Genomic DNA, 13505 nt, shown 5'->3' on the forward strand with positions numbered 1-13505 from the left:
GCCGCATGTAGTAGTGGATGTCCTGCTTCCTCTAGCTCCCTCTATACGTACTATACCCGCCAGGCGCAATTAGAAGAGGGATATGATAATGTTCGTGCGTTCGCTCGATCGTGAACCGGATGGGAACAGCTTCCCAGAGCAAAGACTCGGTCCATTCCGGTTGCACGAGACGATAATAAGCACCAACCTGAAACATCAATTCGAACGTTCCTGCGAACAGCTCGCCCGCCGCGAGCAGCGGTTCATCCAGCCGCCCGTCTTCGTTAGTTACAGCTGCGCACACATAGTTCAAGCCTCCTGCAGCCGGAAGATGATATAGCTCAACTGCCATGCCCCCTGCCGGTCTGCCCCGCGCGGTATCCAGCACATGGGTTGTCAATCGGCCGCTCACTTGCCTTCCCCTTGCACGGGCAGATCGTCTCTCGTCAGCGAGAAGCCCTGAAAGCCGTATGGGGGTCGTGGCTCCGTGAAGACGCCGCCGTGACCGTTTGCCGTCTCCTCGGTTACCGTCTCCCAGGTGCGGTTGTTGGATTCGAACCACACCTTGTCAAGCTGCGGAAACCGCTCCAGCACCCGCAGGCCAATGTGATAAATCAGATGCTGGATCGACGGGGAATGCAGGGCGTGGAATACGGTTGCCGCGATATCTCTTACCTGCTCTGCCGGGACATACCGCAGCCGACCTGCCTCCAACGCATCCTCCGGGTCTGTGTACCTCCACCCCATCTGCAGATAGATGAACAGCGGCCGATCCGATGCCTCAGGCAATGTTGTATACTCATCCCAGACATAGCCTTTGAAGGAGCTGCCCTTCACCTTCAACAGCCGCAGGCCCGTAAGACCACCCGTATGCTCCGCTATCCCGATCGCATCCCCTGTCCGGATACACTCCACCATGCAGGTTGGTGCTTCATTGCGGGAATAGTTAAAGACAAGATCACTCGGTCGTTGAAGTCCATCCTCCAGCACTGGCATGGCCTCGAACGGCACGTGCTCCGCTTCCATGCGGATGCCCGTCATCTGCGGATACTTCTCTAAGAGCCGGCGGGAAATCATCGCAAGCAGTCCATCGACGGTAGCGCCAGTGTACAACGCGGTCTGACGCAGGATGAAATTTTTCATCGAATCCGTTGCTACAATCAGGCTATTGTCCCCTTCCGTAAAGGAAGGTAAAAACCGTTCGCCGCTAACGGCAATCCGGATATTCACTCCAATGACGGTATGGGGGCTTCCCGTGTAGCTGGATTCCGGGATGGCTTGCACCCGGAGCGGTGTCCCATAGGTACGAAACACCCAGACATCACCTTTGCCATAGTACATCATTCGCTCTGCAGTGGCGCGTTCCTGCCGGGTTTCTGATGGTGTAGCCTCGTTTGCGCTCATGCTGCTGCCCCCCTTTCTCTCAGAAATGACCGCTTTTGTCGCAGCCTCCAATCGAAGCCTGGCGATTCGGCATACCTCCTGCAGTGCCGTCTGTCGTTCATCTTCCAGCGAGTTGGCTGACCGCTGCTGCAACAGCGCCAGAATTTGATCTTTGGTCTTGCCACGAACCGCTACAATAAAAGGAAAACCGAACTTGGTCCGGTACGTATGATTCAACCGTTCAAACTGTAGTCGCTCGTCAGCTTCCAGGGATTCCAGCCCAGCTCCCCGTTGCTCCAGACGGGAATCCGTCGTCATCGGTGCGGGCAACCCCAGCTCTGGATGGGCGCGTAACAAATCCAGTTGCTGCTCTGGTCCAGCCGTATGCACGATGGCGGCCATGGTCTCGAACAGGTGTGACAGGCTGTGAAAAGGACGCTCTTGCCAGGCCTGGCGGGCGACCCAGGGCGAGCGCTCGAACAAGCTGCCGAACCGGATGACAAACGCAACCTCACTAAGCCCGTTCCAGTCGTCGCCATTTCTTATCATGTCGCGTCCCCCTCATGCCTACTGCAACCTTGTAGTATGTTATATTTACTCACATGATGCTTTTCCTATGACAGTGAATCTTTAAGAAATAGAAAACAAGGAGACATTTGCCGAGGGCAAACAGCTCCTTGTTCGATTTGTTTCTCGTGTCCGTCCCTCATACTCAATGGTCGGATCTGGTCCATAATCCTCCGCCAGATGTTAAAAACCCGCATCGTTCATAGAAATCGCCGTTTCGGGGATCGAAACTGACCGTAATGATACCGATTTTGCGAGTATTCGCTTCTTCCAACAAGCGTTGAACAAGTGATTTTCCAATTCCCTTGTTCTGAAATTCTGGGTGAACAATGATGTCTTCCATGTATCCATGAGGCATACCTGGTCCAGTTATGTAGCCAAATCCGATCAGCCGCCCCACCTCGTTTCGTACACCTGCCCAGAAGATCGTACGATGAAGTAATTCCGGGAAGTATTGATCGTGACGATCCCAACCGATGGATTCTCGCAAATCTGGCACCTCGTAGTCCTTGAGCGGCAAATGAATGACGACAGGATACAGACTCAAATTCACTGCCCCCTTTTACTAACATTAGATAATACACGTTTCAGTTCATTGCCATGCTCCGCCAACCACCGGTCCCGCTCGATGAATTGATCAATGATGTAGGAGAATGCCTCAGCAATGTCTTTACCAGCTCGATGCTGACCAATGTAAATATGCAACAAGGCGATATGGTAGAGACGGGTTAAGGTACGCAGATGATCCAGCTCTTCACGCGTGAAGGTTCGGAAATTAGCATGTCCTTTGATGAAGGCTTCCGCCATCTGCAACGAGCCACCCGATAACTGCAGTACATGGTTGAGACTGATGACAAAATCCAGAGATCCAATATCGAGACCAATAAAATCAAAGTCCAGCACTCCGGTAATTCGATGATCCACAGCTAACAAATTGTAGACAAGGACATCATGATGCACCAATTGACGGGGTAATGTGAGCAATGCATCAAGCTGCGACGTAACGGAAGCCACTATTTGATCATACGTTTGCTTTTGCACGTCTGTCACGGGAAAAGGCGGCTGCGCCCAGAACGAAGCAATCTCTTCCACACCAGCTAATGGATGCAGACGATACAGATCCGTAAAAGGAATGCCTTGAAACGCTAACGATTCCGGTCCCTTGTATTTTTCCAACTTCGCACTGAGTTCGCCCACCACACTACCAAGTGTGTAGGCATCTGCTTGAGTATCTAGTTTAGGTGCCTTACCTGCAATAAATGATATGACAGCACCTAATGACCCGTCTGACAAAGTGACATACTGATCTCCCTGCTTGGTTGCCAGAAAAGATGGAATTTCAAAGGACAAATCGGATTGCTCCAGAAACGCTGTCACTTTGATTTCCAAGTCTAAACTGTTAAGCGACTTCGTATAGCGATTGTAATGACGAGCCACATAGGTACGACCGTTTCCCTTGACGAACCAGGTGGTATTTGTAAGTCCGTAGGGTACCTTTTCAATATCAGGTTCCTCGTGTGGGAAATAGGCATTAATAATGGACGCTAAGGCATCTACCATAGGCAAGAGCCCCCTTTCTTTGTCTTCCCTATTCAGTTAGACGTTTGAGTAACGTAGAAAGCCACAGCAGACAACAAATTTTTTGACCCAGTTAACTGGTAGCGTTCAACACGCGTTAGTCAAAGACAATCTGCACCTACATCCCAAGGTTCACTATCGTTAGGCTCGCAGCGTCAAATGTGACAGATCTACAGATCAGTAGAGCAAGAAAAGTGCGTTACAGCCGGCGGTTAACCGGGAGACCTAAACACAGCATACAAAATCAACATTTCCCAATCAACAATAAAAGCGGCGCAGCTCGTCATTAGCGAGTGCTACCGCTTTCTGTTGAGATTTATCCGGCTATCGAACCCGGCCTTCAACAATGTCCTTGATTCGTTGCCGCTCAGAGGTCACCAACTCTTTCAGTTCCTCGGTCCCATGAGCACCGGGAGATAATACATTTGCCTCGGGATAGTAGCCTACATGAACGGAAGTCCCGTCAACCAGCTCAATACGCAAGGAAAATCCCGGTTCGTCTTGTCTTTTTGCACTAATCGCCTCATAGCCTACAAAGTTCAGCTCCAACAATCCTTATATAAAAGCCGCTGCGCTCTCCTCTGTAAAGTCTCCAACTGGATCATCTCTCCCATTGCTTAAACTGACACGCTTCACTTTGTCTTCGATGTCCCAGAGTTCGCCAATCGTCTCTGCCTGCGGATTACGATCCACCTGATACATGGTGTTGTGTGCAATCACTCGAAATGCGGGGTCATATCCTCTCATCTCATAAATTTCCGTTCCTGGATGCAATAACGTTGCATCTCCATTTCGCATCGTGTGATTGGAGCAGGCATTCCCTGCCATTCTGTAAGTAATCTCACCGACTTGCTTCCCTTTTTGTTCTTCAAGCTGCGGGTCTGGAGGATCGTAAGATGAGGAATACGTAACATCATTGACCTTTAAGACATTAGCCCAATCAATTTGCGAATCTTTGCACAAGAACGGCGCAGAAGTTGTTATTTTGCACCCCGCCAACACCATACAGACCAATCCCAACATGATTCCTAATCGCAATTTTTGTATCCACATCATAAGCGTTCCCTCGCTTTACCCCCGGGCGCTATTCCACCTGAGCAAGGTTCTCTTGTTTATACTCGCTTCTTCTTACTTATGTCTATCGTACAAGACACGATTGTAATCAATGTATTCAGGTGCGAACGGGCTCTTGTAGAAGAAAATCAATGGATTGGTGTCCATCCACGAATCATAGCCGATGTAGCGCAGATCATCACCCGCGTAAGGGTCCTGCCGGTTACTGAAATAGTCAAGGTCGCGTCCGGTCAGCAGATGTTTGTATAACTCCACAACCGAATCATCATTCAGATCTACATAGGTCAAAAATCCACTCTGGTTTGGTCGAACGATAAGAAAGTCCTCCATGACACCTTGTACGGAGTAGACCTCATCTTTGCCTACAAGCGCCGGAAGATCATAGGACTTAATCTCTGTACCTTCTGTGTCGTAGACAGTTACGATTTTACCGTCAGTCAATACAGCCCGCTGGATCCAACCGTCAGGATCATAATACTGGTAGGAGCTGAGGTTTGGCTCATAACGTTTATAATACGACGCATTGTTTTGCTTAATAATCTTCTTGTTATGAACCAAGACGCTGTACGTATCATAATACTCGCCTGCTGAACCGTGATTATCGACGAAAGTAATGACGCTAGGTGTAGGACGAATTCCACCTGATTCGAAAGAAAGCTCGCCTTTAAAATCCATATCGATCTTGCCTGCATGAACTGGAGATTGTTCATAAGATCTCGCGATATAGAGCTCCCCTAGCTGGCTATGAAGCCAAATCGTTTCATTGTTGCCCGTGAATTGAATGAAATCATTGGTTTTTTGGATATGTACGGTCTTACTTACCGAATTCCATACCACCTCAGCCCCAACAACCTCCGAAAAAAACCGCAAGGGCGCATACATTTTGCCATCGACTGTTTTCAACGGTGCAGTTAAGGACACTGGCTGTCCGTTCACCGTTGCTTCTACAGCACCATTTGTTAATCTTACGGTTAGCTTGGGATAAGTCATGGTTACGAAGTTAGAGGAAGCATGCCAGAATACCACAGTTCCCAGCAGTTCCCCCATCTCCCGTACAGGAAAGTAAGTCGTACCTTGATACACAAAGGGTGCCGTCTCCGTCTGATAGGCTTCACCATTCAAAGTAAGGCTTATCTGAGTCCCCGCTGACATATTACTAAGTGCAGAGACTTGAGATGCCATGGGTTGAAATGTGCCCCCTAAAAGAACAGCCGCCAACAATGTATATCTTACTTTTCCCAACATCCAACACACCTGCCTGTCATTAGTTTCATAACATTCCATTATCTATTAAACGAACGATCCCGGACCAAAGTTTCACTATCCGAACCACAAATTTCCTATCTACTCCCAGAGGTTTCATCGGGGTACGCCTCTGTCTTGGACAAGCGGATCATCTGATCTGGGAAGAACTTGCGGAAATAACGGTCGATGCGCAGGTGGATATCCTCGGCGTACCAGGCTTCCAAGCCCTCTTGGGCGAACAGCTCAGGCATGCCAAGACGTTTGGAGCGCCGCCCCATGGTACCGTCACCGATTCGGAGTGTGTCGATCCAGATCCGGTCAACAATCCCTTGAAGCAGCTCTGGAAATGCTGGCGTGAAGGGTAAAACGGGCGACAATGCCGCCTGAGTCGTGATCCCCGCATCGTGCAACGCAGTGAGCGTCTTCAGGCGCTGCTGGATGGCGGGGGCATGCGGCGCAAATAACCGCTTCATGTCTTCCCGATCCGTCTCTACCGTGAGCGATACGAGCAATTGACATTGCCCGTTCAATAGGATCAGTAAATCCAGATCACGTCCAACTAGTGGGCTGCGGGTCTGAATCTGCAAGAAATCCGGTGGCGCATCCAGCATGGCTTCCAAGAGTTGTCTCGTCAATTTAGCCTCTCGCTCAATCGGCTGGTAAGGGTCTGTTGCAGAGGACATAAACAAACGCACAGGTTCGTTCTTGCGGCGCAATCGACGGACTTCTTGTACATAGAGCTCAGCGGCATTGGTTTTACGTTCCACCCAATCCCCCCAGGGTTCATCCTTGAACGTTTGGACCGGCATTTCACGAACATAGCAGTAACGACAAGCGAAGGCACAACCGCTGTACGGGTTCAAGGAGTGCGTAAAACCGGTGTCCAGGTAGCCACTGGCTCGGCTAAGAATGGTTTTGGCTTGCTTATCTGAATAGATCGTTGGCATATGGACTCACCTTTTTGTGAACAGAATTCAATTCGTTCCTCTTATTATATACGAACATTTGTTCCATATCAATCAGGCAACGACAAAAAGGCTTCCGAGAATAATTCCCAGAAGCCTTTTGGTAAGAGTCTTATTTATAGTATGAAGTTGTCAACGGGATAAAATAGCCGCCGCTCCGATCTTTGTTCACTCTGACGACCAGCGTTTGTGTCCCTGTAATATCGGCCTCTATGGTAACCAGCCCGTCCTGCGGTGTGATTAGTCCATGACGCTTAAGCACGAGCTTTTCTTCATGATCACTAATCTCAACGGATTCGATATCCTTATCCAATGCAGCGACCTGAATGTAGATCTTCTGATATTTGCCTCGAGGTTCGTAGAAAGTAGTGAAGACATTGGTCCCTGCGGGACTGTAAATCACTTCGCCATAATTGCGTCCACCATATGTCGTATGTGCAGGGTCCGTCGTGCGAAGTTGTGTCTGATGGATACGCTCCTCGACTAAAGCGACGCCTTCCAGCCGTTCGCCAAGGACGACTTCTTTGGCTGCTTGGTCATAGTGAACGTTAATGTTCAGAACATCCGATACGGCACGTACGGGAAGATAGGTCGTTCCATTGTAGGTAATCGGCAGGACATTATGTCCTGAGCTGTCATTAAGCTGCTGAATCTGTCCATTCACTCGGATCTTCAACTCACTGTTCAGATAAGCCCGAATTTCCTGTAGATGCGGACTTGCATAGACACCAGCTCCGAACACTCCCACTAGTACCGTCACGCCAGCTACAACAGAGACGATTTTTTTCTTCAATTGTCCGACTTCCCCTCTCGCTAATAAGGATTTTGTATAAGTATACTTATTTTTCCTCATTTATGCATCCAACGAAAGGGCCAAACCTTTCCAGATTTTTCTCGCGAGCTTCTGCAGCATTAGCGATTGTTGCCATCGGTCCCCGATTTCCAAGGCTACACCTGAGTGGTCGATGGTTGTTATCGCATAAGGGGGTGGTCCCAGCTCACATACAAAGGGCAGACGTGTCTCCATCATCCAGCCCCGTCATCCCCCACCACGACATCAGGACTTCCAATCTGGGCGGCATCGTCTCAATGTGGATAGAGGGCTTCAAATTCGACACCGCATGGACCTCCATCGGGATTTTCGATCAGACGTACTTCCGAGCCATCCGGGCGGTACAGGGGTTGATAATGTTGTCCGATTTGCGTCGCCGAAGCATTGGCATAATGACAGATAAATGCGCGACGGAACCGGTCCTGTGTACGATTACGATACGAGCCGTGAATCAGATTACCGTTGAAGAACAACACATCTCCCGCATCCATGACGACAGGCACTGCCTTCTGATCCTTGGGTGGTTTGACGTAATGGGTCGTAAACGACTCCTTGGCGTCAGCGGCATCCGGACATACAATATCGTAATCGTGTGTTTTAGGTACGACCAGCAGGCCGCCATTATTTTCATCTGCCGCATCAACCGCTGTCCAGGCGGCAATACAGTTGCCCGGCTCGACCTTTAGATAAAAATTATCCTGGTGCAGCGCCTGGCCGCGTGCCCCTGGAGGTTTGTAATAGAACATGCTTTGCGCAGCCAGCGCTTCCTCTTCGTAGAGATCATGCAGAACTTGCAGGACCGGCTCATGCAGCATATAGTTTTTGGCCTTCTCGTTAAAACGGTGCGGGTGCATCACGCGCGGGTACCTTTTCAAGGGGTCGCTGTTCTCCGGACTAATATCCGGTTCAAAATACCCGGGCACGCTATTTTCGCTCAGTGTCTTGAATTCAGACTTGATATCCTCCAGCTGATCACTGGTGAACAATCCCTTTACGATGAGGAATCCCTCGTTTTCAAATTGTCTTTTTTGCTCTTCCGTAAGGGTTGCCAATTGATAGGTCATGGTGTTGCTCCTCTCCTGCGATATGGCTTCAGTATAGATGCCAATTGCAGGAGATAACAGTATGAATCATGCTAAACAATCACACAATCCTGCTGCTGCTCTGGTTTCTTTGATCGGGATAAGGTATGCTCAATTCATTAAGTACAGTGAGGAGGAAAACCATGAATCTACGCGAAGGCCACATCTCCACAGACGGCTCTATGGATGGCGTTGTTATTGCGGGTCATTTTCAAGAGGATGACAGCTATGTGACCAAGCGGCCTGCTGGCAGAGAAGATTGGCTCATTCTGTACACGTTGGGTGGTCAGGGCTATGTGCGGACATCAGATGGAGAGCGTTTCTGCAGTTCCGGCGAGGTGGCGCTCATCAAGCCGGGTACGGCGCATCAATACGGCACAGTTGCAGGTGGGAGCTGGCAATTCGTATGGGCGCATTTCTCAGCACGGGATCTGGAGGCTTCGCTGCTGCCGGTAGACGCGCTGACGATTCAGCAGTTGGAAAGTGGACAAGTGCGCAAACGCGTGTATCGCGCATTTCGCCATATGATTTCTGACTTGCGAGAGCGTCCCGATTATTGGCGTGAGCTGGCCATGGGCTCGCTCCGGGATATCTTGATGCTGCTGGCACAGCGCCGCAATCGCAAGCTCGATCCCCGGATTGAGGAGACATTGCATTATTTGACGCTGCATATGCGTGAATCTGTTCGCATCGAGTTACTGGCCCGCACCGTCGGCCTCTCTGCCTCGCGGTTGTCCCACATGTTCAAAGCGTCGACCGGAGCCTCGATCATCGACACACTGAACCGGATGCGCATCAGACAGGCTGCCTTATACCTGGAGCATACGGACCGTACCGCTTCTGAGGTTGCCTATGAAGTAGGCTTTCATAATTACAACCACTTCATTCTGCAATTCAAAAAGTGGTACGGGGAGAGTCCGTCAGCGTACAAGAAACGACTGGAAGGCATCACTGGTAATCAATAGACATTGAAAGTCTTCTAATCTTCGGTTGCGTGTTGACCCAGCTTCTTCAACAAATCGATCGTCTGCAGCTTCTCCTCGGGAGAAAGTCCTCCCATGGCATCATCTAGCGCCTGCGCATGCAGCGGAAAAGCATCATCCATCCATAGCTTGCCCGCGTCGGTCATCTCGGCATAGATGACCCGCCGGTCTGCTGCGCTTGGCGCACGGCGCAGCAATCCTTTTTTCTCGAGTTTGTCAATGTTATACGTGATGCTTCCGCTGGTGATCAGCACTTTATCGCCGATCTGCTGCAGCGGTGAGGGGCCTTTGTGATACAGCAATTCCAGAATCATGAATTCTGTTGAAGATAAGCCGTGACGCTTCATATCCTGGACTGCCTGATCCATCATCGCTTTATGGACCTTGGAGAGGACAACGAACAGCTTCAGGGACAGCTCTTGGGAGGAACTCATGATGAGCTTCCTTTATCCAACTCCCGCACCTCGATCGGCAGCAGATTCGCTTCAATCTCCGCTCTCGCCTTCTCATACCAAGCTGGCAGCATGAGCTTCTCTCCCAGCGAATCCGCCGGCTCATCATGAGCGAAGCCTGGTGGATCTGTGGCAATCTCGAACAGGATGCCTCCCGCCTCGCGGAAATAAATGGCGTTGAAATATTGCCGGTCAATGATTGGCGTCGGCTGGTAGCCGGCTAGCTGCACCTCGTAGCGCCATGATTCATGCTGCTCATAGTCGTCCGCCCGCCAGGCGATGTGATGGACGGTCCCTGCACCACCCGCGCCCCACTCCATGTCCGATTCCGGTACATCAATGAGATTGCCAAGGTCTCCAGTCGCTTGGAATCGGGTGTAGCCTTGGTCACTGCCAACCTTCCTTAATCCCATGACATCCTCTAGTACGGACATGGTTTGTGCCGACTTCGTACTGAATAGAACAGCTCCGCCAAAGCCTTTGATTGCTTTATCTGCGGGTATGCCTCCGAACGACCACTCACTCTCTGCCCCTTCGCTGCGTGCGACAATCTCCAGCCGCAGCCCCTCATTATCCGAGAATTGGAGATAGGCTTCCCCGAAGCGTTCTGCCTTCATGACCGAGATGCCCAGACGCTGTAGTCGTTCCTCCCAGAATGGTAGGGCTCCGGCTGGAACCACATAGGTCGTGATGCCGACTTGTCCTCCGCCCACCCGACCTTTGCGGGAATCAGGCCAAGGGAAGAACGTGATGATGGTACCGGGGTTGCCCGCCTGGTCACCGAAGTACAAATGATAAACCTCTGGAGCATCAAAATTAATCGTGCGCTTAACCAGTCTCAAACCCAGCACCCCGGCATAGAAATCGACATTAGCCTGTGGATCTCTTGCAAAAGCCGTAATATGGTGAATACCTGTTGTTTGCATGATTCATTCTCCTTTGTTAACCAGTGTTAGATTAGAAGCTGTTCGTTGTGACGAATTCGCCGACAGGCTTCCGATAGCCCCGGGGACGTCCGCTGGTGGTATCTTCTTTGCCAATGGCGATGAGCAAGGCGGGGACCAGATGATCAGGTACGTTTAGCGCTTGTCTCATCTGCTCGGGATTGAAGCCTATAATCGGACAAGTGTCCCAGCCTTTGTCCTTGGCAATCAGCATGAACGACATGGCTGACAGACTGGCATTGCGAATCGCTTCTTCTCGCATGAAGGTCTCTCCACGCTGGAGGTAGAAATCGGTGACGGACTGGATAGTCAAATCATATTCTTGCTTACTGAGGATACCAAGATGCATCAATCCTTCGTTAATCTGTCCTGCTTCCTGATAAGCCAGGGTGTCACCCAGTACCAAGATCGCTGCGGATGCAGTCTTTACTTTATGCTGTTTTCCGGTTGCTTCATACACTTTGTCCTTCACCGATGGGTCCGTGACCACCACGTACCGGGCATGCTGAAGATTGAACGCAGACGGCGTATATTTCACGAGCTGGAATATGTCGTCTAGCACTTCTTGCGGTATCGACAAATCGGGAATAAATTTAGCAGCAGAACGTCTTGTTTTTACAAGTTCAGTGAATTCCATTGGATGCGCCCCCTGGCGGTGAATTATTTATCTTGAATTTAAGATATATGATTTCAAGATACTTGTCAATAGATTCTTTTCTCCCCTACTTCATAAAAAAACAGCCTCCACGCTATTAGATGCGCAGAGGCTGATCGTAGACTGTTGATTTAAGGCCGGAGAGGCACGGAATCGAATCTGGTCAACGCTTTCTGAAAGAAAGCGACTTCGGAAGCATACGCTGCGAAGCGTTCGCCTTTGTCCCCGGATTTCACCCCTAAAAGGGGTAAAACCAAAGAAATCTGGGGACAACAGCGATCGGAAGATCGATCCGTGACTGTAGGCTTTTCTTATCAACAGCCTGATAAAATTCTAGGCTTCAATTAGCTGACGCAATGCGGTTTGAATCGGTGTGACGGGACGCCCCAGCACGTGTTCAAAATCACTGCTGTCTACAGCTAGCGAGCCCTCGCGGATACTTTGCTGGATGCCTACGACGATGGGCAGAACAAAGTCAGGGAGACCGGCCTGCTTCATAATATCGGCATACGCTTCATCATTGACTTGCTGAACCGAAACATCCTTGCCAAGCACCTTGCCCACCTCTGCGGCCAGCTCTTCTTGCGTCAACAGCGGACCCGATAGCTCATACGTTTTATTGTCATGCCCTTCACCAGTCAATACAGCTGCAGCCGCATCAGCATAATCCTGACGCAATGCCCAGCCGACCTTGCCAGATCCCGCGGACGTAACCCACGGCGCCCCGGCTTGGACCGCTTGAATGGAGCCCAGCTCATTCTCCAGATACCAGTTATTGCGCAGGAAGGCATACGGAATGCCACTCTCGCGGATCGCACGCTCTGTCGCCTGATGTGGCGGCGCCATGAGATTCGTGCTGACATCTGCCTGAGCCAGACTCGTATACGCAATGAAGCCCACCTTGGCCCGTACAGCAGCATCAACCGCATTGCCATGCTGACGAATCCGGGTCTCGTTGTCTCCATCCGCGGAGATGATCAAGAGCCGGTCAATTCCAGCAAAAGCAGCGTCAAGTGTAGCGGGTTGGTCAAAATCGCCTTGACGTACCTCTACCCCCTTCGTCCGAAGCGCTTCCGCTTTCTCCGGATTACGGACACTAACTGCAATATCACTAGCAGAGACCTTGGCAAGCAGCGAATCGACGACTTTTGCACCTAAATGTCCTGTTGCACCAGTAACTAAAATTTTCATTGTATACTTCCTCCTCTTTGGTTGTTACTACATATGTTATAACCGACATAGTTACAACAAATCTATAGATAAAAGCTCTTCTCTTCGCCAAGATTCAAAAAGAGCTTCTATTCAAATTGATGTATCACTTTCGCCAGGGTTGTTCGCTCCAGCCGCCGCTCCATTTCGGATTGCGCGGCCTGAAGTTCCTCCTGCAGCACACGCTCAATGTTGCGTCCTACCGGACAATGAATATTGGTATCGGTGTGCACGCGGAACAATTGGTCCTCATCTGCTGCATGAACTGCGCGGTACACATCCAGCAGCGTGATTGATTCCGGATCTCTTCGCAGCGAAGCACCGCCAATACCTGGCCGAACCTCAACCAGACCCGCTTTCTTTAGCATACCCATGATCCGGCGAATGACGACAGGATTCGTATTCACGCTCGCCGCGATATAATCGCCCGTGCTATCATTAGGGTTCATCGAGATCAGCGACAGCGTATGGATGGCCATAGAGAATCGAGTACTAATTTGTTTCACAAGTCATCACCACCGTTGTAACCATTATAGTTACTACGCAAATAAAAGTCA

At 50.4% G+C, this 13505-nt stretch carries 16 protein-coding genes; 1 reads left to right on the plus strand and 15 read right to left on the minus strand.

Going from position 1 to position 13505, the window contains the following annotated elements:
* Window positions 1-31: 31 nt before the first annotated feature.
* From uraH to F556_RS0100560, 10 genes are all read right to left on the minus strand, one after another.
* Window positions 32-391 carry a hydroxyisourate hydrolase gene (uraH, locus tag F556_RS0100510; protein ID WP_020614913.1) on the minus strand — a complete coding sequence of 120 codons (360 nt, stop codon included), beginning with the start codon at window positions 389-391 and terminating at the stop codon, window positions 32-34.
* Window positions 388-1911 carry a factor-independent urate hydroxylase gene (gene pucL / locus F556_RS0100515; RefSeq protein ID WP_020614914.1) on the minus strand — a complete coding sequence of 508 codons (1524 nt, stop codon included), beginning with the start codon at window positions 1909-1911 and terminating at the stop codon, window positions 388-390. Before pucL ends, uraH begins: the two co-directional genes overlap by 4 nt.
* A 163-nt stretch (window positions 1912-2074) precedes the next feature.
* Window positions 2075-2476 (minus strand): GNAT family N-acetyltransferase, encoded by a 402-nt coding sequence (locus F556_RS0100520; protein WP_020614915.1) that lies wholly within the window; start codon window positions 2474-2476, stop codon window positions 2075-2077.
* A 2-nt stretch (window positions 2477-2478) separates the two neighbouring features.
* Window positions 2479-3489: a phosphotransferase enzyme family protein gene (locus tag F556_RS0100525; RefSeq protein ID WP_020614916.1), complete on the minus strand. Its 1011-nt coding sequence runs from the start codon at window positions 3487-3489 to the stop codon at window positions 2479-2481.
* 342 nt (window positions 3490-3831) lie between these two features.
* Window positions 3832-4059, minus strand: coding sequence for a hypothetical protein (locus F556_RS0100530; protein ID WP_020614917.1), 228 nt, complete (start codon window positions 4057-4059; stop codon window positions 3832-3834).
* A 3-nt stretch (window positions 4060-4062) separates the two neighbouring features.
* Window positions 4063-4563 carry a hypothetical protein gene (locus tag F556_RS35975; protein ID WP_020614918.1) on the minus strand — a complete coding sequence of 167 codons (501 nt, stop codon included), beginning with the start codon at window positions 4561-4563 and terminating at the stop codon, window positions 4063-4065.
* A 72-nt stretch (window positions 4564-4635) separates the two neighbouring features.
* A complete protein-coding gene (locus F556_RS0100540) occupies window positions 4636-5763 on the minus strand; it encodes a copper amine oxidase N-terminal domain-containing protein (protein ID WP_020614919.1) in 1128 nt (375 codons plus the stop codon).
* A gap of 158 nt (window positions 5764-5921) precedes the next feature.
* Window positions 5922-6773 (minus strand): SPL family radical SAM protein, encoded by an 852-nt coding sequence (locus F556_RS0100545; RefSeq protein ID WP_020614920.1) that lies wholly within the window; start codon window positions 6771-6773, stop codon window positions 5922-5924.
* Between the two features lie 130 nt (window positions 6774-6903).
* Window positions 6904-7584 carry a stalk domain-containing protein gene (locus F556_RS0100550; RefSeq protein ID WP_020614921.1) on the minus strand — a complete coding sequence of 227 codons (681 nt, stop codon included), beginning with the start codon at window positions 7582-7584 and terminating at the stop codon, window positions 6904-6906.
* Between the two features lie 293 nt (window positions 7585-7877).
* The gene (locus F556_RS0100560; protein WP_020614923.1) at window positions 7878-8687 is read right to left on the minus strand and encodes a phytanoyl-CoA dioxygenase family protein; all 810 of its coding nucleotides are present in this window, start codon (window positions 8685-8687) and stop codon (window positions 7878-7880) included.
* Window positions 8688-8848: 161 nt separating this feature from the next.
* On the opposite strand from F556_RS0100560, the gene F556_RS0100565 reads away from it, so the two are divergent.
* Window positions 8849-9670: a helix-turn-helix domain-containing protein gene (locus F556_RS0100565; protein WP_020614924.1), complete on the plus strand. Its 822-nt coding sequence runs from the start codon at window positions 8849-8851 to the stop codon at window positions 9668-9670.
* A gap of 14 nt (window positions 9671-9684) precedes the next feature.
* On the opposite strand, the gene F556_RS0100570 is transcribed toward F556_RS0100565, so the two are convergent.
* From F556_RS0100570 to F556_RS0100590, 5 genes are all read right to left on the minus strand, one after another.
* Window positions 9685-10122, minus strand: a complete 438-nt coding sequence (locus tag F556_RS0100570; protein ID WP_020614925.1) for a MarR family winged helix-turn-helix transcriptional regulator — start codon at window positions 10120-10122, stop codon at window positions 9685-9687.
* A complete protein-coding gene (locus F556_RS0100575; protein WP_020614926.1) occupies window positions 10119-11066 on the minus strand; it encodes a ring-cleaving dioxygenase in 948 nt (315 codons plus the stop codon). The genes F556_RS0100570 and F556_RS0100575 overlap by 4 nt, the downstream gene beginning before the upstream one ends.
* Before the next feature lie 31 nt (window positions 11067-11097).
* Window positions 11098-11721, minus strand: coding sequence for a nitroreductase family protein (locus tag F556_RS0100580; protein ID WP_020614927.1), 624 nt, complete (start codon window positions 11719-11721; stop codon window positions 11098-11100).
* A gap of 351 nt (window positions 11722-12072) precedes the next feature.
* Window positions 12073-12930 (minus strand): SDR family oxidoreductase, encoded by an 858-nt coding sequence (locus F556_RS0100585; protein ID WP_020614928.1) that lies wholly within the window; start codon window positions 12928-12930, stop codon window positions 12073-12075.
* A 107-nt stretch (window positions 12931-13037) separates the two neighbouring features.
* Window positions 13038-13454 carry an Rrf2 family transcriptional regulator gene (locus tag F556_RS0100590; protein ID WP_026297020.1) on the minus strand — a complete coding sequence of 139 codons (417 nt, stop codon included), beginning with the start codon at window positions 13452-13454 and terminating at the stop codon, window positions 13038-13040.
* Window positions 13455-13505: the final 51 nt, after the last annotated feature.

This window comes from Paenibacillus daejeonensis DSM 15491 (assembly GCF_000378385.1).
Classification (GTDB): domain Bacteria; phylum Bacillota; class Bacilli; order Paenibacillales; family Paenibacillaceae; genus Paenibacillus_D; species Paenibacillus_D daejeonensis.

What these genes read in the sequence shown, in the direction of transcription:
- pucL (WP_020614914.1), bottom strand. Translation starts at nt 1,911, where the DNA reads ATGATAAGAAATGGCGACGACTGGAACGGGCTTAGTGAGGTTGCGTTT.
- F556_RS0100525 (WP_020614916.1), bottom strand. Translation starts at nt 3,489, where the DNA reads ATGGTAGATGCCTTAGCGTCCATTATTAATGCCTATTTCCCACACGAG.
- F556_RS35975 (WP_020614918.1), bottom strand. Translation starts at nt 4,563, where the DNA reads ATGATGTGGATACAAAAATTGCGATTAGGAATCATGTTGGGATTGGTC.
- F556_RS0100540 (WP_020614919.1), bottom strand. Translation starts at nt 5,763, where the DNA reads ATGGCATCTCAAGTCTCTGCACTTAGTAATATGTCAGCGGGGACTCAG.
- F556_RS0100545 (WP_020614920.1), bottom strand. Translation starts at nt 6,773, where the DNA reads ATGCCAACGATCTATTCAGATAAGCAAGCCAAAACCATTCTTAGCCGA.
- F556_RS0100560 (WP_020614923.1), bottom strand. Translation starts at nt 8,687, where the DNA reads ATGACCTATCAATTGGCAACCCTTACGGAAGAGCAAAAAAGACAATTT.
- F556_RS0100565 (WP_020614924.1), top strand. Translation starts at nt 8,849, where the DNA reads ATGAATCTACGCGAAGGCCACATCTCCACAGACGGCTCTATGGATGGC.
- F556_RS0100570 (WP_020614925.1), bottom strand. Translation starts at nt 10,122, where the DNA reads ATGAGTTCCTCCCAAGAGCTGTCCCTGAAGCTGTTCGTTGTCCTCTCC.
- F556_RS0100575 (WP_020614926.1), bottom strand. Translation starts at nt 11,066, where the DNA reads ATGCAAACAACAGGTATTCACCATATTACGGCTTTTGCAAGAGATCCA.
- F556_RS0100580 (WP_020614927.1), bottom strand. Translation starts at nt 11,721, where the DNA reads ATGGAATTCACTGAACTTGTAAAAACAAGACGTTCTGCTGCTAAATTT.
- F556_RS0100585 (WP_020614928.1), bottom strand. Translation starts at nt 12,930, where the DNA reads ATGAAAATTTTAGTTACTGGTGCAACAGGACATTTAGGTGCAAAAGTC.